The sequence below is a fragment of the Saccharopolyspora endophytica genome, from assembly GCF_018070075.1.
GTDB classification, from domain to species: Bacteria; Actinomycetota; Actinomycetes; order Mycobacteriales; family Pseudonocardiaceae; genus Saccharopolyspora; species Saccharopolyspora endophytica.
This window is the reverse complement of sequence record NZ_JAGPXE010000001.1, coordinates 649,728-671,433: the sequence shown is the minus strand read 5'-3', so window position 1 is coordinate 671,433 and position 21,706 is coordinate 649,728. Positions and strand designations below refer to the sequence as shown.

The window sequence follows — 21,706 nt, the reverse complement described above, 5'->3', positions numbered from 1 at the left end:
CGCTACCGTCTCGGTCAGGGAGGTCGGTCCGATGATGCTGCGCGCAGAGTTCACCACGGAACCGTTCGAAGGCGAAGGGGATCCACCGGCGCACGCGCTGGCGGCCCGGGACTGCCTGCTGGCGGCGGGCCTGGATCCGGACTTCGGCCCGCTGGGCACGGCGATCAGCGGTGACCGCGATCAGCTGCTGCCCGCGCTGGCGGAGGTGCTGGACAAGGCGCTGGCGGCGGGGGCGAACCGCATCACCCTGCAGGTCACCGCCGAGGACGACCGGGTCTAGGCTGGTCACGATGCATCCGCTGGCCAACGCGATCGCCCCGTTGCTGGACCACATCGGGGCCACAGCCGTGCCCGTGGACCAGCGGGAACCGGGTGACATCGTGCTCAACTGGGAAGGTTCTCCGGCGGTCGCCGTGCGCGTGCCGGGCCAGGAGCTCACCAGCGCCCTGGACCGCCTGATCCGCGAGGTGGAGACCGAGCTGGGCGCGAAGCTGCCCGACCTGCCCCGCCCGGAGAAGCAGAAGGCCGTCCGGCTGCTGGAGGAGCGCGGCGCGTTCAGCATGCGCAAGTCGGTCGAGACCGTCGCCAAGGCCCTCGGGGTCAGCCGCTTCACGGTGTACAACTACCTCAACCGCGACCAGGCGCGGGGCTGACCCGACGCCTGCAGCTCATCCCCCAGGGCATAGCTGACCTGGCTTTTTCAACAAACTGTTGACACCCCGTCGGGGTGGTCGTAGCTTTTTGCGCACCGGACCGGACCTGCGGTCACCGAGTTCTCTCGGCACGATCGAACCGGCATGTGAACCACTTCAGCGGAGAAGCGCATGGCTACCACCACCGGTGTGCGACGGCTCAACGAATCACCTAGGGCCGAACTCATCGACAGGCTGCTCAACTGCCTGGACATCACCCGATGGGCGGCCGACATCGCCGATGCGCGCCCCTTCGCCGACGCCGAGGCCGTGCAGCGGACCGCCGCGAACGCCGCCCCGGACCTCACCGACGCCGAGATCTTCCAGGCCCTCGCCGCCCACCCCCGCATCGGCGAACGACCCGCCGACACCGGCCGCGGCGCCGAGTTCTCCCGCCGCGAGCAGGCCGGCGTCAGCGACGACCTCGCCGAGGAGCTGCGGGCCGCCAACGTGGAGTACGAACGCCGCTTCGGGCACGTCTACCTGGTCTGCGCCAGCGGTCGCAGCGGCGAGGAGCTCCTGGAGATCCTGCGCTCGCGGCTGGACAACAAGCCCGACGACGAGCTGCGCATCGTCGACTCCGAACTCCGCAAGATCGCCGCGCTGCGGCTGGCGAAAGTGATCGAACCATGAGCGCTGTGACCACCCACGTCCTCGACGCCGCCCAGGGCAAGCCCGCCGCGAGCGTCGCCGTCCGGCTGGAGACCGCCGACGGGAAACCCCTGCCGGGCGGAGCTCCGTCGGCGACCGGCCGGACCGACGCCGACGGCCGCTGCCGCGACCTCGGACCCGACCGCCTCGACGCGGGCGATTACCGGCTGACCTTCGACACCGGCGAGTACTTCGACCAGCGAGGCACCGCCGCGTTCTACCCGGAGGTGTCCATCACCTTCCGGATCACCGATCCCGAGCAGCACCACCACGTTCCACTGCTGCTGAGCCCGTTCGCCTACTCCACCTATCGAGGGAGCTGAATCATGGGCATCTCCATGGGCCCGAACCAGTACGGCAAGGCCGAGGTCCGCATCGTCACCGTGGACCGCTCGACGCCGCGCCACTCCATCAAGGACCTCAACGTCAGCACCTCGCTGCGCGGCGACCTCGACGAGGTGCACCTGTCCGGCGACAACGCCAAGGTGCTGCCCACCGACACGCAGAAGAACACCGTCTACGCCTTCGCCAAGCAGCAGCCGATCGGTGAGATCGAGGACTTCGCGCTGCGGCTGGGCCGGCACTTCGTGTCCTCCGCCGAGGGCATCAACGGCGCGCGGGTCCTCATCGACGAGTACGGCTGGCAGCGGATCCCCGTCGAGGGCACCGGTCACGACCACTCGTTCTCCCGGGCCAGCGACGAGAAGCGCACGACCGCGGTCACCATCGACGGCGACCAGGCGCACGTGGTCTCGGGCCTGAAGGACCTGGTGGTGCTCAAGTCGACCGGCTCGGAGTTCTGGGGCTACCCGAAGGACCGGTACACGACGTTGCCCGAGACCAACGACCGGATCCTGGCCACCGCGGTCACCGCCCGCTGGCGCTACCTGCACACCGACGTGGACTGGGCCAAGAGCTTCGAGTCCGTGCGCGCCACGATGCTGGAGGCCTTCGCCACCACGCACAGCCTCGCCCTGCAGCAGAGCCTCTACGAGATGGGCAAGGCCGCGCTGGAGGCGCACCCGGAGCTGGCCGAGGTCCGGCTCTCGCTGCCGAACAAGCACCACTTCCTCGTCGACCTCTCCCCCTTCGGGCTGGAGAACGACAACGAGGTCTTCTTCGCCGCCGACCGCCCCTACGGCCTCATCGAGGGCGTTGTCCGCCGCGACGACGTCGAGGACGCGCCGATGGCGTGGTACAGCACCGCGGAGTTCTGAGAACTCCCCGCAGACCGGCTGGTCTCGCGCAGCGGTGCGGGCCGCGAGCGCTGCTCACGGCCCGCACCCGCTCTTCATCCGACGAAATCCCCTGAAGTTCGAGGCGTTCCTGGTGGGACGCCCGGTCCGCCGTACCCAAAAAGTGCACTGCGGTCCGCAATAGCGTTGCAACACAACGAAAACCGGGAAAGAACAACTCGTGCCGATAGTGACGTGACGACGTAGCCCTGCGGGTTTGGGAGCGAAGAACATGGCCACAACCGACAGCACCACGCACCCGTGCGACGAGGTGCTACCGCCCACCCGGATGATCGCCTTCGGAATCCAGCACGTCGCGGCGATGTACGCCGGAGTCGTGGCACCACCGCTGATCGTCGGCGAGGCCATCGGGCTGCCACCGCTGCAGATGACGTTGCTGATCGGCGCGAGCCTGTTCACCGCAGGCCTGGCCACCGCCTTGCAGGCGCTGGGGGTGTGGAAGATCGGCGCCCGGATGCCGTTCGTCAACGGTGTGACGTTCGGGTCCGTGGCGCCGATCCTCGCCATCGTCGCCCAGCAGAGCGGATCGCAGAACCCGCTGTCGGTGGTCTACGGCTCGGTGCTCATCGCCGGAGTGCTGGCGTTCATCGCCGCGCCGTACTTCTCCCGGCTGGTGCGGTTCTTCCCGCCGGTGGTCAACGGCACCGTGATCACCCTGATCGGGCTGTCGCTGATGCCCGTGGCGATCAAGTGGATCGCCGGGCAGGACAGCGAAGCCCCCGACTACGCGGCACCGCAGAAGGTCCTGCTGGGCGCGGTCACCTTCGTGCTGGTGCTGCTGTTCAACCGCTTCCTGACCGGCTTCCTGAACCGGATCGCGCTGCTCATCGGCCTGCTCGTGGGCAGCCTCATCGCCTGGCCGATGGGCCTGGTCGACACCTCGACCTTCGAATCGGCGCCGCTGTTCAACCTCCCGGTGCCCTTCGAGCTCGGGACGCCGACGTTCAGCCTCACCGCCACGCTGTCCATCTGCATCGTGATGCTGGTGGCGATGATGGAGAGCACCGCCGACATGATCGCGCTCGGCGAGATCGTCGACCGGCCCGCCGACGAGAAGACCATCGCCGCGGGCCTTCGGGCCGACGGGGCGGGCAGCGCCCTCTCCGCGATCTTCGGCGGATTCACCTGCAGCGCGTTCGCGCAGAACATCGGCCTGGTCGCGCTGACCGGCGTGCGCAGCCGGTTCGTGGTCGCCACCGGCGGCGGCGTGCTGGTGCTGCTGGGCCTGTTCCCGGTCGCGGGCGCCGTGGTCTCGCTGGTGCCGCAGCCGGTCCTCGGCGGCGCCGCGCTGGTGCTGTTCGGATCGGTGGCCACCAGCGGCATCCGCACCCTGAGCAAGGCCGGGCTCGGCGACCCGCACAACGCGCTGATCGTCGCCGGAGCCCTCGGCATCGGGCTGATCCCGGTCGTGGCGCCCGCGTTCTACGACCACTTCCCCGAGGCGATGCGCACCGTCCTCGACTCCGGGATCAGCACCGGTTGCATCGCGGCTCTGCTGCTGAACCTGCTGTTCAGCAAGCGGCGCGAACCGCAGATGTCGTGAATGCGGCGAGGCGGGCGCCTTTCGAACTCACCTAATTGGAATGATCACCTTCCGCATTGCTCCAGCCGAAGGAACTTGGCCCGGTGAACGGCTGAATCACGGTTGCGAGTGAAACTATTCGCCGACCGGCTCGTTGATCCGCCAAATGCCGAGCCAACCCAATGGGAGTCGCAATGCGCATGCGGACCCTGGTCACCGCGAGCCTGGTCGGCTTATCGCTGGTGGCAACGCAAGCGAGCGCCGGCGCAGCCGCCGGTGACCCGCTGATCGACAAGCAGTGGGGCTTGCAGCAACTGCACGCGCCGGAAGCCTGGGCCGGCAGCACCGGCGCCGGGCAGACCATCGCCGTCGTGGACACCGGCGTTGACCTCGGACATCCCGAGTTCAGCGGCAAACTCGTCCCCGGCGCCACCTTCTCCTGCGGCGGAGCACCGGGGCCGTGCGGCAACGGTGACTGGACCGGTGCCGACGGCGTCGGCCAGGAATCCGACGTCCACGGCACGCACGTCGCCGGGATCGCGGCGGCCGCCGCGGGCAACGGCGTCGGCATCGCCGGCGTCGCGCCGGACGCCAAGATCATGCCCATCAAGGCGCTGGAGAACGGCTCGGGCACGTTCGAGGAGATCGGGGCGGGTGTTCGCTACGCCGCCGACCACGGTGCGAACGTCATCAACCTGAGCCTCGGCGCCCAGCCCGGCATCCAGGTCCTGACCCTGCTGGGCCTGCAGGCGGCCACCAAGGAGGCCATCGCCTACGCCCGCGAGAAGGGCGTCGTCGTGGTGGCCTCGGCGGGCAACGAGACCGCGCCACTGTGCGACACCCCGTCCTGGGAGGTGGGCGCGCTGTGCGTCGCGGCGACCGACGCCAACGAGATGCACGCCGTGTACTCCAACCTCGGCGTCAAGCTCAACCTGCGCGCGGTGTCCGCCCCGGGCGGTTCGTCGCTGGGCGAGTGCGACGGCGACGTGTGGTCCAGCGTCCCGCGCGGGACGGGCAAGCCGGAGTGCGGTCAGGCCGACTACGACGCCCTCGCCGGGACGTCGATGGCCGCTCCGCAGGTCGCCGGGGTCGCCGCGCTGCTGGGCGCGCAAGGACGTGACGCCGCCGGCATCGAGGACGCGCTGATCTCCACCGCGCGCACCCCGATCGCCGGTCTCCGCGGGGTCTACAACCCGGTGTACGGCTACGGCGTCGTCGACGCCGCGGCCGCCGTCGCGTCCCAGGGCTGAGGCCGGAGGACGCGGATTACCGCAGTATTCGGGGTCCCGACTACTGCGGTTTTCCGGCCCCGTCCCAGTCCGGTGCGGGCTGGAGTTCCCTCGAACCGCGGCTGGTGATGGCGTTCGCCATTATCAGCCGCGGTTCTTCATTCGCTGCGTGAAGCCCTTTTCATCCGAAACCGGTCGCATCGGCCACTCGATCTACGGAACAATGGTCTGATGGGCCGCCCCCGCGGTGGCCCGAATGATCATCTGACTTTCGGGAGTGCGCAGTGGACCTTTCCAAGCTGTTCCAGATGGTGTCCCCGGCCAAGCAACACCATTCGCGCGGCAGCAGCGACCACCACCGCCGGCACCGCGGCAGCAGCGACCACCGACGCCGTCGGGACAGCAGCGACGACCACCGCCGCCGCCGGCACGACAGCAGCGATCACCGACGTCGCCGCGACAGCAGCGACGACCACCGCCGCCGGCACCGCAGTCACAGCTGATCGCAGCGGTGTTGACCGATTCGTTGACCCCGTCCTACTACTCCGGCGAACCGGAGCAGAGCTGGGGACCGCCCGGAGCGCCGCTGGCGCCCGGCGACACCCTCGCCTCCGGCTACCGGATCGTCGACCACCTGAGGCGCGGTAGCCGCCTCGACGTCTACGACGTGTGGAGCGAGCAGCGGTCCTGCCGCTGCATCGCCAAGACGATCCGACCCGAGCGCGCCACCGACGAACGCGCGATCGCCTGGCTCCGCAACGAGGGCGTGCTGCTGACCCAGCTCACCCACCCGCACCTGCTGCGCGGCTACGAGATCGTGCGCACCGCCGAACCCGAACGTCCGGCGTTGATCACCGAAACGCTGCCCGGTCACACCCTCAGCTACCTGATCGCCGAGCTGGGCAGGCTCCGCCCGGTCGACGCAGCGGTGCTCGGCATCCAGCTGTGCTCGGCGCTGCACTACCTGCACGGGCACGGTTGGGTGCACCTGGACGTGAAACCGTCCAACGTGGTCGAGATCGGTGGCCGCGCGGTGCTGCTGGACCTGAGCCTGGTGTGCCGGATCGGCGAGAAGAGCTCGGCGGGCACGTTCGACTACCTCTCGCCGGAACAGGCCAGGGGCGAGCGCATGTCGCCCGCCGCCGACGTCTGGGGGCTCGGAGTGACGCTGTACGAGGCGCTGTCGGGCACCACGCCGTGGGCGTCGGCCTCGCACCGCGAGCGCACCGAGGGCGGCAGCCGCCACTACCCGCAGCGCGACGAGCGGGCAGCACCGCTGCGCACCCACCGCCGGCTGCCCGCGGCGCTCTCGCGCACCGTGGACGAGTGCCTCACACCGGATCCCAAGTCCCGGCCGACCATCGCCGACGTCTCCGCCAAGCTCGTCGCCTGGTCCGGCATGGACCCCCGCTCGATCGGCGCCTAGGAGGCGGCGGAGCCGCAGTTTCAGGTGTGGGACTCAGCTCGCACCGCCGCGGGTTCGTCAGCGGCTTCGTGGGCTCTTAGCCCAGTTCAGCGGCGGCGGCGGAAGGCGATGGCGCAGGCCACGACGGCTGTCGCGAGGGCCAGCTGGCCTCCCCAGACGATCCGGTTGACGTTCACCGCCGGATGCCAGGAGACCGTCCCGTCGGCGGCGAGGGAGAACGCGCCGATCGCCCGCGCGCGCACTCCACCGCCGCCTCCGGTGTCGTCGCGACGTCCGCCCCAGCCCCCGCCGAGCTGCACCTCGCCGACGGGAACGAGCGTGGTGTCGCCCTGGCTGACGGGCTCACCGAAGATCTGGTGATCGCCCAGCTGGTCCTTGAGCTTGTCGAGCGCGTCCTGTTCCATCCCCGGTCCTCTCCACGACGTTGGAGCACAGTGTGCCGTGGCCGCGCGACCGGTGATGGACGCTTCGCCCGAACGCGCCTGGATCAGAAGCGGATGATCTGGCGCATGGCCCGGCCGGAGGCGAGCTCATCCATGGCGTGGTTGATGCCGTCGAGGCCGACGCTGCCGGAGACCAGCTCGTCGACGGGCAGCTTCCCCGCCCGCCAGAGCTCGGCGTACTCCGGGATGTCCTGCTGCGGCAGGCCGGTTCCCAGGAACGAGCCGATGATCGTGCGGGTCTCGCTGACGAGCGCCAGCGGCGAGATGCCGGCCCGCGCGTCGGGCGAGGGCAGACCGACCGACACCGTCCGCCCGGCGGGTGCGGTCACCTGCACGGCGGTCTCGAACGCCCGGGCGTTCCCGCTGGCGTCGATCACCACGGCGCTGCGGCTCCCGCCGTCGACGGCCTCGTCCGGCGTGAGCGCCTTGGTCGCGCCCAGTTCCAGACCGCGTTCGCGCTTGCTCTGGAGGGGGTCGACGACGGTGATGCTGCCCGCGCCGAGGGCCTTGGCGACCAGCACCGCGGCCATCCCGACCCCGCCGATGCCGACGACCGTCACGTCCTCGCCGGGTTGCAGCGCGGCGGCGTTCTTCACCGCCCCACCGCCGGTGAGCACGGCGCAGCCGAGCAGCGCACCGATGTCCGGCGGCACGTCGTCGGGCACCGGGACCAGCGAGTGGCGGTCGACCACGGCGTGCGTGGCGAATCCGGAAACGCCGCAGTGGTGGTGCACTTCGCGTCCGTCCCAGCTCAGCCGGCGCTCACCGGACAGCAGGGTTCCAGCGCCGTTGGCCGCCCACCCGGGCGTGCACAGCCGCTTGCCGCGCGCTTGGCACGCCTCGCACTCCTCGCAGCGCGGCACGAAGAACAGCACGACCCGCTGACCGGCGGAAACATCGGTCACGCCGGGGCCGACGCGCTCGACGCGGCCGCACGCCTCGTGCCCCAGCAGCATCGGGACCGGCCGCACCCTGTTCCCGTCCACAACGGACAGATCGGAGTGGCAGACCCCGGCCGCCTCCATCCGCACCAGCAGTTCGCCCGGACCGGGCTCGTCGAGCTCGACCTCGGTCACCGCAAGCGGTTTCGTCATCTCCCACGGCCCCGAACGACCGCACTCCTGCAGCACCGCACCCCGGATCTCCATGCCCCCATCCCCACACACCGAACCCGTTGGAGCAACCCCCGAAGCTGTTTCAGCATGCGGCGGAGCCGCATTCTCTTCCACCACCCAAGGCACTGGCACCGCCGCGGGTTCTGAGCGCCTTCGTGGCGAGTACGCCGGGACGCCGTGTATTGGCATACATCAGGAGCGGCGCACGGAGACCACGGAGGCGCTCAGGTTCCGCCACCCGCACCGCCACGCAAAGCGATTCCCAACAGCTCTCAGCGGACGTCGAGGACCAGGGCGGTGACGTTGTCGTCGGCGTCGGCGGCGAGGGCGGCTTCCACCAGCAGGTCGCAGATCCGCTGCGGGTCGGCGTCGGCGCCCAGCAGCTGCCGGATGTCGTCGTCCTCCAGGGCGTTGAACAGGCCGTCGGTGCACAGCAGCAGGCGGTCGTCGGATTCGGCGGACAGCTCGGCGTGGTCGATCTCGACCTCGGGGCCGACGCCGACGGCCCGGGTCAGCACGTGCCGGTGCGGGTGGTTGCGCGCGTCGTCGTCGCTGACCTCGCGGCTGCGCAGCAGCTCGGCGAGCACGGTGTGGTCGTCGGTGAGCTGCGCGAGCTCCCCGCCGCGCAACCGGTACAGCCGCGAATCGCCGATGTTGACCGCGACAGCACCCGCGTCGGTGGTCATGGCCACGGCCACCAGGGTGGTGCCCATCGACGTCCCGTCGGCGTTGGCTCTCAGCCACACGGCCTCGTTCGCCGCGCGGGCCGCGCCGAGCAGCCCGGCGACCGTGCGGTCGGCGGCGTAGGTGCTCTCCAGGGTGTCGAGTGCGAGCCTGCTGGCGACGTCGCCCTTGACGAATCCCCCGATGCCGTCGGCGACGGCGAACAGCCCTTCGGCGACGAGCATGGAGTCCTGGTTGTTGTCCCGGCCGCCGACGTGCGTCGCGGAACCGGACAGCAGAGTGCTGGTCACAGCGGTTCCCTTCCTCGGAAGGTCCCCTGGCGTGGTGTCGGCGAAAGGCCGCACGGGCGTCGGCCAGGGCTTTCCGACGCTCCTCCGAGGACTCCGCGAGCTCGCGGTCCCGGCGTTCTCCCGATGTCAACGCGGGGATCGGCGAAGTAGTTCACGAAGTCGTCGACGCAGTCAACAACGCCCGGGCCGTTCGGTGGGGCAGATCGCTCCGCGAGTCGGGCAGTTTTGGTCCGAACCGACCGGAGGTCGATCGTGGACGGTTCGGACCACACCCGCCCGCGCCCACCGCGGAACTCCCGGCGCGACGCGCAGCGCCGCGCCGGGAGCGCAGATCACAGGCGCCCGAGGGCCCGGAGATCGGTTTCCGCGAGGCCGGTGAGGACCTTGACCTCATCGGCGTCGGTGGCGCCGTTGTCGAGCGCCCGGACGAACGAGGCCGCCAACGCGCGGGCGGTGGCCGGTTCGTCGAGGACCTCGGCGGAGCCGGTGCCGGTGTAGGCCGCGAGACGCGCCGCTTCGGCGGGTGCCGAGTCGCGGAAGGCGGCGAAGACCGCCGCGTAGCGGGTCACCAGCTGCGCCGGGTGCAGGTCCCAGCCCTGGTAGAAGCCGTGCGCCAGCGAGCGCCGCACCAGCTCGTAGTGGGTCTGCCAACCCTTGACGACCTGGTCGCCCACCGGCAGCACGTTGGTGGAGCCGTCGGAGAGGAACACCCCGGTGCCCGCAGCGGCCACCTGCATGGCGTGCCGCGCGTAGTCGCAGGCGCGGTGCGCGAGGTGCTGGTGGGCGGCGGTGAGACCGCAGGACGCGGTGTAGTCGTAGGTGCCGAAGTGCAGCCCGGTGACCCGTCCCGCCCCGGCGCGCAGGAAGCGCGGCAGCGCGAACCGGCCCTCGGAGTCCACGATGGACTGCGTGGTCTCCACCTGGATCTCGAAGCGCAGCGCGCCTTCGCCGAGCCCGAACCGCTGCTCCAGCAGGCCCAGGATCTCCACGAACACCTCGACCTGCGCGACGTCGACGACCTTCGGGAAGGTCAGCACGAACCCGTCCGGGACTCCGCCGGTCCGGGCCAGCAGCGCGGTCAGGAAGAGGTCGAGCGTGCGCACCGAGCGTTCGCGCAGCTCAGGCGTGTCGTAGGACTTCACGCGGAGTCCGAAGTTCGCCGGTGCCACCCCGTCGCGCAGCCAGTCGGCCACGACACCGGCGGTGCGCACGGCGTCGGCGTCCTCGGCACCGGCGCGGTAGCCGTCCTCGAAGTCGATCCGCAGGTCCTGCACCGCAGAACCGGCCAGCTTCGCCCGCACCCTGGGGTGCACGGCCTCGGCGATCTCCTGGCTCAGACCCAGGATCTCGGCCAGCCGGGACGGAGTGGCCGCGTGCTCGTCGAGCACCGCCAGCGCCTGGTCGGACCAGGACCGCAGCACGGTCGCGTCCACCCGGTCCGCGGGCACGTAGCAGGTGTGCACCGGTTGCAGGTCGGATCTGGCGCCGGGGTAGGTCCGCGCCATGTGATCGTCCACAGTGGATAAACGCGCCAGTCGTCGAGCGACCTCAGCGGAGTCCAACGAGGTTTCAGCCACTTGCACCCTCCCAATAGACCAAAGCGGGGGCACCGGAGTTCTCCGGCACCCCCGCGATGACGAATCAGTCGATCTGCTCGTAAGCGGGCAGCGTCAGGAAGTCGACGAAGTCGTCGGCCACCGCCACCTGCTCGAACAGCTCCACCGCGCTGGAGAGGTTCTCGGTCGGGAAACCGGCCTCCGCGCGCAGCGCCTTCTCCGTGTCGGCCAGGATCTCCCGCACCAGCTCCAGGGTCACCGTCTGGCCGCCGGCCAGCTGCACGTTGTTGTGCAGCCACTGCCAGATCTGCGAACGCGAGATCTCGGCGGTCGCAGCGTCCTCCATCAGGTTGTGGATCGCCGCCGCGCCGTTGCCGCCGAGCCAGGACACGATGTAGCGAACACCGACGTCCACCGCGCCGCGCAGGCCCTCGATGGTCTTGTCACCGGGGGTCTCCGAGACCGCGAGCAGCTGGTCGGCGGTGATGCTGACGTCCTCGCGCGTGCGCTCGATCTGGTTCGGCTTGTCGCCGAGGACCGCGTCGAACTCCTCGAAGCAGATCGGCACCAGGCCCGGGTGCGCGACCCACGAACCGTCGAAACCGTCGCCGGCCTCGCGCTTCTTGTCCGCGTGGACCTTCTCCATCGCCGCGGCGTTGGAGTCGTCCTTGGTCGGGATGAACGCGGCCATGCCGCCGATGGCGAAGGCACCGCGCTTGTGGCAGGTGCTCACCAGCAGCTCGGTGTAGGCGCGCATGAACGGCGCGGTCATGGTCACCGCGTTGCGGTCCGGCAGGATGTACTTGTCGGAGTCGCGGAAGGTCTTGATGACGCTGAACAGGTAGTCCCAACGACCGGCGTTGAGGCCCGCGGAGTGGTCGCGCAGCTCGTAGAGGATCTCCTCCATCTCGAACGCGGCCGGGTAGGTCTCGATCAGCACCGTGGCGCGCACCGAGCCGTGCGGGATGCCCAGCTCCTTCTGCGCGTGGGTGAACACCTCGTTCCACAGCCGCGCTTCGAGGTGGCTCTCCATCTTCGGCAGGTAGAAGTACGGGCCGCTGCCGCGGTTGATGAGCTCACGGGCGTTGTGGAAGAAGTGCAGGCCGAAATCGACCAGCGCGGCCACGACCGGCTTGCCGTCGACCTCGATGTGCTTCTCGTCGAAGTGCCAGCCGCGCGGGCGCACCAGCGGCACCGCGTGGGTGACGTCGTCGCGCAGGGTGTAGGACTTGCCGCCCGGGACGTGCAGCTCGATCTGCTTGCGGACGAGGTCGTAGAGGTTGACCTGACCGGAGACGACGTTGTCCCAGTGCGGGGTGTTGGCGTCTTCGAGGTCGGCCAGCCAGATCTTGGCGCCGGAGTTCAGCGCGTTGATGGCCATCTTGCGGTCGGTCGGGCCGGTGATCTCCACGCGGCGGTCGGCGATGTCGGCCGGCGGCGCGGCGACCTGCCAGTCACCCTCGCGGACGTGCTTGGTCTCCTCGAGGAAGTCCAGGCGACCCTTCTCAGCGGCCTCCGCGCGACGCTGCTTGCGACGTTCGAGCAGCTCATCGCGCCGCGCGCCGAAAGCGCGCTGCAAGCCGGCCACGAACTGCAGCGCCTCGGCGGTGAGGATCTCATCGCCGCGCTCGACGGCGCCGCCGAGGACCTTCACCCCTGCCGTTTCGGACATGAATCGTCCACCTCTTTCTGCTGCCGGATTTCAGACGGTGGCTGATGGCTCACCTTGCCGCGTGACGAGCCGGCGCGCACCCGCGAGCAGGTTCGTCACAAGCGAAGAACATCCTCATGAAATTCTGCATCGTGGATGTTAGTTTCCACATAGCGTCGAAAGCAACATGAGCTGGCGCACGCACCACGAACTAGACTTCGACTGGATCCGGGAGAGGGAGTTCTGCGATGACCACTGGCCCACGGCGGGCGAACCAGGGCGGCGGGGTGCAGTCGGTCGAGCGCACCTTCGAGCTCCTGGAACTGATGGCCGATGCCGGCGGTGAGGTCGCGCTGTCCGAACTCGCGGAGCGCTCCGGACTGCCGCTGCCCACCATCCACCGCATCATCAGGACCCTGGTGAACAGCGGTTATGCCCGGCAGCAGCCCTCGCGGCGGTACGCGCTGGGACCGCGGCTGATCCGGTTCGGCGAGACCGCCAGCCGCGCGCTGGGCTCCTGGGCGCGGCCGTACCTGGCGGAGCTGACCGAGGTCACCGGCGAGTCGGCGAACATGGCCGTGCTCGACGGCGCGCAGATCGTCTACGTCGCCCAGGTGCCCTCGCCGCACTCGATGCGGATGTTCACCGAGGTCGGGCGCCGGGTCGACGCCCACGCCACGGCCGTCGGCAAGGCCGTCATGGCCACGATGCCCAGCGACGAGGTCACCCAGCTGCTGTCCCGCACGGCGATGAACCCGCAGACCGAGCGGACCATCACCGAGGTCGAGGCGATGCACGAGGAGCTCGACCGCATCCGCAAGCAGGGCTACGCCATCGACGACGGCGAGCAGGAGGTCGGCGTCCGCTGCTACGCGGTGGCGGTCCCGGGCGCCCCGGCGGGCGCGGGCATCTCCATCTCGGGTCCGGAGGGCCGCATGACCAGGATCACCACCGACGAGGTCATCCCGCTCATGCAACGCCTCGCCAAGGACCTCTCCACCGAGCTCAGCGCCACCGCCTGACCCGGTCCTCCTCCCGGACGCACCGACGCCGAGTCACCTCATCGAGGGGTGCTTCGGATTTCAGTGGAGATCGGACCCCTGATTTCCACTGAAATCGCGGCGACGGCGGAACCACCAGACCAGGCCGAGGACGACCGCGGCGACGGCCACGAGAGGAAGACCGAGGAGCCCCACCGCGGTGTGGATCCGGGTGTACGCCTCACCGGAGAAGGCGCCGAGGAGGGTGAGACCGATGCCCCAGAGCGCGCCCACGGGGACGTTGCAGGCCGTGAAGCGCAGGTGGGGCATGCCGGAGCGGCCCGCGAGCCGCGGGACGAGGGTCCGGACCACGGCGAAGCACTGGGAGATCGCGGTGGTCGGTTCGGCGCGTCCGTCCATCGCGGACTCGATGCGCTTCACGCGCTGCTCGCCGACCCGGTCGACCAGGCGCCGGTTCAGCGCACCGGGATGAGCTCCGCGGAAGAAGCCGTGCTGGCAGCCGGCGATGGTGGCCAGCGACGCGGTCAGCGCCGCCACCCAGACGGGCAGTGCGCCCTGCCCGGCGAGCCAGCCCAGCGCCAGCACCGTCCCCGATCCGGGCAGGAAAACCCCGATGAGCAAACCGGATTCGGCGAACAGCACGGCCGCGGCGATCGCGAGCGCGAGCAGACCGGGGAACCCGGCCAGGAATTCCGTCACCCGGTGAGCTCGCCCAGCCGCTCCGTCCAGCCCTCGCCGTGCGGCTCCAGGGTGAGCTCGCGGACGTCGTCCTCGCGACGCCGCAGCCGCACCATCAGGTGGGTGTCGGAGAGCTGGTCGGCCAAGCCCTCGCCCCACTCCACGACCACGGCCGCGTCGGTGAGGTCGGTGTCCAGGTCGAGGTCGTCGATCTCGTCGAGCCCGCCCAGCCGGTAGGCGTCGACGTGCACCAGCGCGGGACCGTCGCCGTCGGGCCGGTGCACGCGGGCGATGACGAACGTCGGCGAGGTGATCCTGCCCGTCACCCCCATGCCCGCCGCGACGCCGCGGGTCAGCACGGTCTTGCCGGCGCCCAGCGGCCCGTCGAGGAGCAGCAGGTCGCCCGCCCGCAGCGCGGCGCCGAGACGGCGGCCGAACTCCAGGGTGTCGGATTCCTGCGGCAGTTCCACGGTTCTCAGCGCGGCGTTCAACTCCCGGTCCCCTTCTTGAACTTCATCCCGGTGGCGCGCCGCAGCATCGCCACGATCTCGTCGGTGACCAGCTCGGGGCGTTCGAGCATCACCGGATGCCCGGCGCCTTCGACCTTCACCAGCGTCGCGTCCGGCAGCTCGCCGGCGAGCACCTCGGCGTGCGGGGTGAACGGCGTGAGCTTGTCGAGATCGCCGCTGAGCACCAGCACCTCGCAGGTGTTGAGCGCCGCGAGGGCCGTCTTGCGGTCGTGCAGGCTGATCGTTTCGAGGAAGTCGGTGACGACCTCCACCGTGGTGGCGCCGATCATCTCGGCCATCAGGTCCACCACCGCCGGGGACACCTTGCGGTCCCCGAAGGACAGCGCGCGGATGATGCTCCACGCCAGCCGGTCGCCCATCTTGCGAGTGCGCTCGACCAGGCCCGGGTTGAGCTCGGACAGCAGCGCGAGTCCGCGCGGGACGGGGTTGGCGCGCGACAGCCAGGTGCGCGGCAGTCCCGCTTCGCCGAGCTGACCGGCGGAGGTGCCCACGAACGCCACCGCGCGAACCCGGTCGGCGAACAACCGGGGATTCTGCTCGGCCAGCGCCATGATCGTCATGCCGCCCATCGAGTGGCCGACCAGCGCGATCGGGCCGCGCGGGGCGGCGGCGCGCAGGACGGCGTCGAGGTCGCGGCCGAGCTGGTCGATGGTGCTGTTCTTCTTGCTGGAGTGGCCGGAACGGCCGTGGCTGCGGTGGTCGAACAGCACCAGCCGCACCTTGGGCCCGAGCAGGTCGGGCAGATCGCGGCGCTGGAAGTGCCAGCAGCGGGAATCCAGCGCGAAGCCGTGCACGAACACCACGGTCAGCGCGGGATCGCCGCCCGCGGCGGGACCGATCTCCTGCACCGACAGCGGGACGCCGTCGTCGGCGGCGACGGTGGAGTGCCGGTCGGGGCGGAGCCTGCCAAGAGGTTCTTCCACGAAGGCGTCCTCACCCTTGCGCTGCACCGCAGCACGCGTGCTGTGCGCGGCCACACCCACGGCGGCGCCGGTGACCGCTGCCCCGATCACCCCGCTCGTCCAGGCCAATGCCTGCCACACCGGTTTCACGTCGCCTCCACTCGGCTCCGGCGGCGGAACGTGAAGATCGTTACAGAACGCGGCCCCGATTGCACAGCGCTCTGTGTGCTGCGCCCCACTTCCCGGGCGCTGATCTGGGCGAAACGACTCATTTCGGTCATGACACCTCCAGTTCGGAGTCCACGACCGTTCTGGTCACCCGCGGCCGGTACATCCCGGTGACGATCTCGTAGTGGATCGTGCCGAGCTCGTCGGCCCACTCCGCGGCGGTCGGCTCTCCCCGGTCGCCCGCGCCGAAGACGATGACCTCGTCACCTTCGGAGACCTCGTCGTCGCCGCAGTCCACCACCAGCTGGTCCATGCACACCCGGCCGCGCACAGGCCGCCGCCTGCCCGCCAGCCACACCTCCATGCGGCCGGACAGGCTGCGCGGCACGCCGTCGGCGTAGCCGACCGGGACCAGCGCCAGGTTGGTGGGCGCCCCGGCCGTCCACGAGTGCCCGTAGGACACGCTCTCGCCCGCGGGAACCCGCTTGGTCAGCGACACCGAGGAGCGGAAGGTCATGGCCGGGCGCAGGTCGTGGTCACCGGCCTGCGGGACCGGGTCGAGGCCGTAGGCGGCGATGCCCGGGCGGACCAGCTCGAAGTGCAGGTCGGGCCGGGTCAGCACGGCGGCGGAGTTGGCCAGGTGCCGGATCGGGTCGAGCCCGGCCGCCCGAGCCTGCTCGTAGGCGCGGTGGAAGCGCTCGGCCTGCATGTCGATGGACGGGTGACCGGGCTCGTCGGCGCAGGCCAGGTGCGACCACACGGCCTCGACGCTGACGTGCCCGTCGGCCTCGGCCTTCGCGGCGGCCTCGACCAGCGCGGGCCACAGCTCGGCCGGGCACCCGCTGCGCGCCAGCCCGGTGTCGATCTTGAGGTGGACCCGCGCGACGCGGTCCTGCGCGGCGGCCGCTGCGACGATGCGGGCCAGCGTGGCCTGCGACGACGCGGACAGCTCGATGTCGGCGGCGATGGCGGGGCCGAACTCGTCGGCCTCGGTGAACAACCAGCACAGCACCGGCGCGGTGATCCCGCCCTCGCGCAGCTGGAGCGCTTCGGAGATCGCGGCGACGCCGAGCCGGTCGGCCCCGGCCTGCAGAGCCGCCCTGCCGACGGTGAGCGCGCCGTGACCGTAGCCGTCGGACTTCACGATCACCATCGTCCGAGCACCGGAGGCTTCGGCACGACCCGCCAGCACCCGAACGTTGTGGCGGATCGCGTCGACATCGATCCGCAGGTCGGCGCGGTACGCGTGCTGGTCACTCATGGCTGGCCCATGGTCCCACATCCGGCATCCCACCCTTCGCCCCACATCGCCTTTGCGCAGCTCAACGCACTAACGAGACGCAGGCGACCGGAAACGCCCACGCGACTTCCCACCATCGGGTGGAAAACGTTCGAATTTCGCGCGAAATTCGAGTCCGAAGTTCAGCGTTCGAATTTCGCGCGAAATTCGAACGGGCGCCTCGTGTCAGGAGGGCAGAGCGGCGTCCCGGACCGCGCGGATGGCGTGCGGAACCGCGGCCAGCAGCGATGAGGCGCCGATGGGCGCTCCCGCCTCGGAGCGAGGTCCGTCACCGGTGGCGCCGTGCGCGGCGAGCTCGGCCGCCAACGAGTGAACGTGGGTGGCGAGACCGCACGCCCGCAGCGGCTCGACACCGGCCGCGAGCAGGGCTCCGATCAGCCCGGTGAGCACGTCCCCGGAACCCGCCGTGGCGGGCCACGCCTGGCGGGCGTCGTTGACCACGACCCGCCCATCAGGTGCGGCGATGACCGTCGTGTTGCCCTTGAGCAGCAGGAACGCGTCGTAGCGGGCGGCGACCTCGCGGGCGGCCGAGACCCGGTCGACGCCAGGACCTTCACCGGCCAGCCGCGCGAACTCCCCGGCGTGCGGGGTCAGCACGAGCGGAGCGTCGGGATCGCGGGCGTCCCACATGGTCTCGTCATCGGCCAGGATCGTGATCGAGTCGGCGTCGGCGCACACCGGGCGCCCGGACTCCAGGACGAAGCGCAGCACGTCACGACCGCTCGCACCGAGCCCGATGCCCGGTCCGACCGCCCACGCCTGCACCCGACCGGCGTCCCCGACCGAGCCGGTGCCCACGACCTCCGGCCAGCGGGTGCGCACCTCGTCCGCGGCGGGACCGGCGTAGCGCACCATCCCCGCGGTGGCCTGCACGGCGGCGCCGGTCGCGAGCACCGCGGCGCCCGGGTAGGTCGCCGAACCGGCGGCGATGCCGACCACCCCGGTGCTGTACTTGTCGTCCGCCGGTCCGGGGATCGGCCACTCCTCGCCGACCTCGGCGGCGTCGAGCAGCGCGATCTCCGGTTCGGGCAGCTCCTCGGTGATGCCGATGCCGGCGACGGTGACCTCGCCGGAGCGCACCGCCCCGGCCCCGAGCACGTGGCAGGGCTTGAGCCCGCCGAAGGTCACGGTCAGATCCGCCGACACCGCAGGCCCTTCCACGGCTCCGCTCACCGGATCGACACCGCTGGGCAGGTCCACGGACACGATCGGCACCAGCACCCGCCGCACCAGCTCGGCGGCGGTGGGGCGCAACGGCCCGCGCGCCGAGAGGCCCACGATCCCGTCGATGACCAGGTCCGCCCGCTCCAGCGCGTCGGCGGCCTCGGCCCCGATCCCGGAGGTGTCGGCGTTCGCGCCCTCGGCGGCGACCGCCCGGCCTCCCGCGCGACGGAGCCCCGCGAGCCCGGCCTCGTGGGTCGTGTCCGGTGCCAGGAGCACGGCCGTCACCCCGACCCCGCGCCGACGCAGGAACGCGCCCGCCCACAGGGCGTCGCCGCCGTTGTTCCCGGCCCCGACCAGCAACGCGACCCGCCGACCGGCGACGCCACCGGTCTGGTCGGCCAGCATCCGGGCGCACTGCCCCGCGACCGCGTGGGCGGCCCGGCGCATCACGGCGGGCTCGGGAGTCCGCGCGAACAACCGCTGCTCGGCACCCCGGATCTGGTCAGGAGTCCACACGCCCTGCATCACGAGCCCTCTCGCCGAACGGTCAACCGTTCCCGGATGGTGTCATTCGACGGTGACGGACTTGGCGAGGTTGCGCGGCTTGTCGACGTCGTAACCGCGGGCGCGCGCGATCTCCGCCGCCAGGACCTGGAGCGGGATCGTGGACACCAGCGGCTGCAGCAGCGTCGGCACGGCCGGGATGGTGATGAGCTCGTCGGCGAAGGGCTTGATCTCCTCGTCGCCCTCCTCCGCGATGACGATCGTGCGGGCGCCGCGCGCCTGGATCTCGCGGATGTTGGACACCATCTTGGCGTGCAGCAGCGCCCGGCCGGTCGGCGACGGCATCACGATCACGACCGGGAGCTTGTCCTCGATCAGCGCGATCGGGCCGTGCTTGAGCTCGCCGGCCGCGAAGCCCTCGGCGTGCATGTAGGCGAGCTCCTTGAGCTTGAGCGCGCCCTCCAAGGCCACCGGGTAGCCGACGTGGCGGCCGAGGAACAGCACCGCCTTCGAGTCCGCCAGCTCCTGACCGAGCTTGCGGACCTGGTCGACGGTGGACAGCGTCTCGCGCACGGCCTCGGGCATCGCGGCGAGCTCGTCGAACTCGCGCGCCACCTCGTCGGAGTACTTGGTGCCGCGAGCCTGTGCCAGGGCCAGCCCGACCAGGTAGTTCGCCGCGATCTGCGCGAGGAAGGTCTTGGTGGCGGCCACGCCGATCTCCGGGCCCGCGTGGGTGTAGAGCACCGCGTCGGACTCGCGCGGGATCTGCGCGCCGTTGGTGTTGCAGATGGCCAGCACCCGCGCCCGCTGGGTCCGCGCGTGCCGCACGGCCTCCAGGGTGTCGGCGGTCTCACCGGACTGCGAGATCGCCACCACCAGGGTGTCGCGGCCCAGGACCGGGTCGCGGTAGCGGAACTCGCTGGCCAGCTCGACCTCGACCGGGATGCGGCACCAGTGCTCGATGGCGTACTTGGCCAGCAGGCCCGAGTGGTAGGCGGTGCCGCAGGCGACGATGAACACCTTCGTGATGTCGCGCAGGTCCTGCTCGGTGAGCCGCTGCTCGTCGAGGACGATCTGGCCGTTCGCGAAGTGCCCGCGCAAGGTGTCGGCGAGCGCCTCCGGCTGCTCCTCGATCTCCTTGAGCATGAAGTAGTCGTGGCCGCCCTTCTCGGCGGCCGAGAGGTCCCAGTCCACGCGGAACGGCTTGGCCTCGACCTCGGTGTTGTCGAAGTCGCTGACCCGGTAGCCGTCGCGGGTGATGGTGACGACCTGGTCCTGGCCGAGCTCCACCGCGTCGCGGGTGTGCTCGATGAACGCGGCCACGTCGGAGGCCACGAAGTGCTCGCCCTCGCCGACGCCCACCACCAGCGGCGAGGAGCGGCGCGCGGCGACGATCGTGCCCGGCTCGTCGGCGTGCGTCACGACCAGCGTGAACGCGCCTTCGAGGCGTCGCGCCACGGCGCAGGTGCTGGCGGTGAGGTCACCGGCGGTGGGTCCTGCCGCGTAGGCGGCGGACACCAGGTGCGCGGCGGTCTCGGTGTCGGTCTCGCTGGCCATCTCGACGCCGTCGGCCTCCAGCTCGGCCCGCAGCGCGGCGAAGTTCTCGATGATGCCGTTGTGCACCACCGCGACGCGGCCGGCGGAGTCCCGGTGCGGGTGGGCGTTGCGGTCGGTGGGCGCACCGTGGGTCGCCCACCGGGTGTGTCCCATGCCGCCGTTGCCCTCGAACCGGGAGCCGTCGCTCTCGGCGAGCTTCTTCTCCAGGTTCGACAGCGCTCCGGCCGCCCGCTCCACCGCGAGGCCGCCCTCACCGTCGAGCAGCGCCACGCCTGCCGAGTCGTAACCCCGGTACTCAAGTCGCCGAAGTCCGCCCAGCACGACTTCCAGCGCCTGGCGATGTCCTACGTAACCCACGATGCCGCACACGCGAGTCAGGGTAGCCATTCCGACCGAGCAGAACATGACGGAGCCCGGGTGACCCACATCGCTCCGGCGGGCTCCCGGAGCCGCCGAGATCCACTCATCCGGGGCCGCGGAGCGATTGGATCACGGCTGCGAGCTCACAACGCGCGCGTCGGCGTAGATCCGCTACCGTTGTCGACCATGGCGCGCAAAGCCAAGAAGCTGCCCTCCGCGAAGCACGCGTTCGTCGAGCTGTCCCGTCGTGGCCCGCACGACGTGCTGCACGGCGACCTGGCCCTGGTCGGCCTGCCCGGCATCGTCTGCACCCCGCGCACGGGGACGAACCTGCCGGCGGTCGTGTTCGGGCACGGCTTGCTGCAGCCGCCGCGCCGCTACCTGGCCCTGATGAGGCACCTGGCCAGCTGGGGGATCGTCGTGGTCTCCCCGGCGACCCACCGCGGCCCGCTGGCCTCCCACCGGCTCTACGCCGAGGACATGCGCACCGCGCTGGACATCGCCGCCGGGGTCCGGCTCGGCGACGGCCGGATCAGCGTCGACCCGAACAAGCTCGGCGCGGCGGGTCACGCCATGGGCGGCGGCTGCGCGGTCCTGGCCGCGGCCGAAGACCCGCGCATCAAGGCGGTGGCGACGCTGGCCGCGGCCGAGACCCTCCCGTCGGCCCTCGACGCGGCCGCGAAGGTCAAATCCCCCGCGCTGCACCTCGCCGCGGGCGAAGACCTGCTGACGCCCCCGGTGGCCAACGCCGAACCGATCTCGCGCGCCTGGGGCGGACCGGTGCAGATGCGCACCATCAAGAAGGCCACCCACCTGGGGTTCACCGAAGGTGTGCACTGGACCCAGCTCCTGCTGCACGGCAAACCGGAGTACCACACCCAGCGCATCGCCAAGGGCCTGCTCACGGCGTTCTTCCTCCGCGCCCTCGCCAACGACCGCCGAGGCGACCTCCTGCTCAACGAGAACATCAAGGGCGCCACCATCGACCAGGTCAACACCCACGGAAAACTCGCCGCGTAGACCTGCC

22 protein-coding genes are annotated in these 21,706 nt (G+C 70.8%); 11 read left to right on the top strand and 11 right to left on the bottom strand.

The genetic code is table 11. The features are described 5' to 3' along the window. The first annotated feature begins 31 nt into the window (after nucleotides 1-31). From KBO27_RS03275 to KBO27_RS03235, 9 genes are all read left to right on the top strand, one after another. Complete coding sequence (locus KBO27_RS03275) at nucleotides 32-280, top strand: thiamine-binding protein (RefSeq protein WP_210968443.1); 249 nt, start codon at nucleotides 32-34, stop codon at nucleotides 278-280. Nucleotides 281-290: 10 nt separating this feature from the next. Further along, on the top strand, nucleotides 291-653 hold the full coding sequence (locus tag KBO27_RS03270; RefSeq protein ID WP_210968442.1) for a helix-turn-helix domain-containing protein: 363 nt from the start codon (nucleotides 291-293) through the stop codon (nucleotides 651-653). 171 nt (nucleotides 654-824) lie between these two features. Next, a complete protein-coding gene (gene uraD, locus KBO27_RS03265) occupies nucleotides 825-1,325 on the top strand; it encodes a 2-oxo-4-hydroxy-4-carboxy-5-ureidoimidazoline decarboxylase (protein WP_210968441.1) in 501 nt (166 codons plus the stop codon). Beyond that, a complete protein-coding gene (uraH, locus tag KBO27_RS03260) occupies nucleotides 1,322-1,666 on the top strand; it encodes a hydroxyisourate hydrolase (RefSeq protein WP_210968440.1) in 345 nt (114 codons plus the stop codon). Before uraD ends, uraH begins: the two co-directional genes overlap by 4 nt. A 3-nt stretch (nucleotides 1,667-1,669) precedes the next feature. Beyond that, nucleotides 1,670-2,560, top strand: a complete 891-nt coding sequence (pucL, locus tag KBO27_RS03255) for a factor-independent urate hydroxylase (protein WP_210968439.1) — start codon at nucleotides 1,670-1,672, stop codon at nucleotides 2,558-2,560. Nucleotides 2,561-2,810: 250 nt separating this feature from the next. Continuing rightward, entirely contained in the window at nucleotides 2,811-4,142 is a 1,332-nt protein-coding gene (locus tag KBO27_RS03250) for a nucleobase:cation symporter-2 family protein (protein ID WP_210968438.1), read from the top strand. Nucleotides 4,143-4,315: 173 nt separating this feature from the next. Next, complete coding sequence (locus tag KBO27_RS03245; RefSeq protein WP_210968437.1) at nucleotides 4,316-5,371, top strand: S8 family serine peptidase; 1,056 nt, start codon at nucleotides 4,316-4,318, stop codon at nucleotides 5,369-5,371. Between the two features lie 263 nt (nucleotides 5,372-5,634). Beyond that, on the top strand, nucleotides 5,635-5,853 hold the full coding sequence (locus KBO27_RS03240) for a hypothetical protein (protein WP_210968436.1): 219 nt from the start codon (nucleotides 5,635-5,637) through the stop codon (nucleotides 5,851-5,853). Nucleotides 5,854-5,861: 8 nt separating this feature from the next. Then, nucleotides 5,862-6,776 (top strand): serine/threonine-protein kinase, encoded by a 915-nt coding sequence (locus KBO27_RS03235; protein ID WP_210968435.1) that lies wholly within the window; start codon nucleotides 5,862-5,864, stop codon nucleotides 6,774-6,776. 86 nt (nucleotides 6,777-6,862) lie between these two features. Here the strand turns inward: KBO27_RS03235 and KBO27_RS03230 are convergent, their stop codons facing one another. From KBO27_RS03230 to aceB, 5 genes are all read right to left on the bottom strand, one after another. Beyond that, the gene (locus tag KBO27_RS03230) at nucleotides 6,863-7,180 is read right to left on the bottom strand and encodes a hypothetical protein (protein ID WP_132676981.1); all 318 of its coding nucleotides are present in this window, start codon (nucleotides 7,178-7,180) and stop codon (nucleotides 6,863-6,865) included. An 83-nt stretch (nucleotides 7,181-7,263) separates the two neighbouring features. Continuing rightward, a complete protein-coding gene (locus KBO27_RS03225; protein WP_210968434.1) occupies nucleotides 7,264-8,367 on the bottom strand; it encodes an alcohol dehydrogenase catalytic domain-containing protein in 1,104 nt (367 codons plus the stop codon). A 239-nt stretch (nucleotides 8,368-8,606) separates the two neighbouring features. Next, nucleotides 8,607-9,308, bottom strand: coding sequence for a PP2C family protein-serine/threonine phosphatase (locus KBO27_RS03220; protein ID WP_210968433.1), 702 nt, complete (start codon nucleotides 9,306-9,308; stop codon nucleotides 8,607-8,609). A gap of 332 nt (nucleotides 9,309-9,640) precedes the next feature. Beyond that, nucleotides 9,641-10,825, bottom strand: coding sequence for a DUF6986 family protein (locus tag KBO27_RS03215; protein WP_443705977.1), 1,185 nt, complete (start codon nucleotides 10,823-10,825; stop codon nucleotides 9,641-9,643). 124 nt (nucleotides 10,826-10,949) lie between these two features. Beyond that, on the bottom strand, nucleotides 10,950-12,536 hold the full coding sequence (aceB, locus tag KBO27_RS03210; RefSeq protein WP_210968431.1) for a malate synthase A: 1,587 nt from the start codon (nucleotides 12,534-12,536) through the stop codon (nucleotides 10,950-10,952). A 227-nt stretch (nucleotides 12,537-12,763) separates the two neighbouring features. On the opposite strand from aceB, the gene KBO27_RS03205 reads away from it, so the two are divergent. Continuing rightward, entirely contained in the window at nucleotides 12,764-13,537 is a 774-nt protein-coding gene (locus KBO27_RS03205; protein WP_132682618.1) for an IclR family transcriptional regulator, read from the top strand. 60 nt (nucleotides 13,538-13,597) lie between these two features. Here the strand turns inward: KBO27_RS03205 and KBO27_RS03200 are convergent, their stop codons facing one another. From KBO27_RS03200 to glmS, 6 genes are all read right to left on the bottom strand, one after another. Then, nucleotides 13,598-14,215 carry a DedA family protein gene (locus tag KBO27_RS03200; RefSeq protein ID WP_210968430.1) on the bottom strand — a complete coding sequence of 206 codons (618 nt, stop codon included), beginning with the start codon at nucleotides 14,213-14,215 and terminating at the stop codon, nucleotides 13,598-13,600. Continuing rightward, nucleotides 14,212-14,685, bottom strand: a complete 474-nt coding sequence (gene tsaE / locus KBO27_RS03195; RefSeq protein WP_246536111.1) for a tRNA (adenosine(37)-N6)-threonylcarbamoyltransferase complex ATPase subunit type 1 TsaE — start codon at nucleotides 14,683-14,685, stop codon at nucleotides 14,212-14,214. Before tsaE ends, KBO27_RS03200 begins: the two co-directional genes overlap by 4 nt. Further along, nucleotides 14,682-15,776, bottom strand: coding sequence for an alpha/beta fold hydrolase (locus tag KBO27_RS03190; protein WP_210968429.1), 1,095 nt, complete (start codon nucleotides 15,774-15,776; stop codon nucleotides 14,682-14,684). Before KBO27_RS03190 ends, tsaE begins: the two co-directional genes overlap by 4 nt. A gap of 127 nt (nucleotides 15,777-15,903) precedes the next feature. Next, nucleotides 15,904-17,055, bottom strand: a complete 1,152-nt coding sequence (gene alr / locus KBO27_RS03185) for an alanine racemase (protein ID WP_210968428.1) — start codon at nucleotides 17,053-17,055, stop codon at nucleotides 15,904-15,906. 204 nt (nucleotides 17,056-17,259) lie between these two features. Continuing rightward, a complete protein-coding gene (locus KBO27_RS03180) occupies nucleotides 17,260-18,783 on the bottom strand; it encodes an NAD(P)H-hydrate dehydratase (RefSeq protein ID WP_210968635.1) in 1,524 nt (507 codons plus the stop codon). A gap of 42 nt (nucleotides 18,784-18,825) precedes the next feature. Further along, nucleotides 18,826-20,688: a glutamine--fructose-6-phosphate transaminase (isomerizing) gene (gene glmS, locus KBO27_RS03175; RefSeq protein WP_210968634.1), complete on the bottom strand. Its 1,863-nt coding sequence runs from the start codon at nucleotides 20,686-20,688 to the stop codon at nucleotides 18,826-18,828. A gap of 177 nt (nucleotides 20,689-20,865) precedes the next feature. Between glmS and KBO27_RS03170 the strand changes: the two genes are divergently transcribed. Then, the gene (locus KBO27_RS03170; protein WP_210968427.1) at nucleotides 20,866-21,699 is read left to right on the top strand and encodes a dienelactone hydrolase family protein; all 834 of its coding nucleotides are present in this window, start codon (nucleotides 20,866-20,868) and stop codon (nucleotides 21,697-21,699) included. Nucleotides 21,700-21,706: the final 7 nt, after the last annotated feature.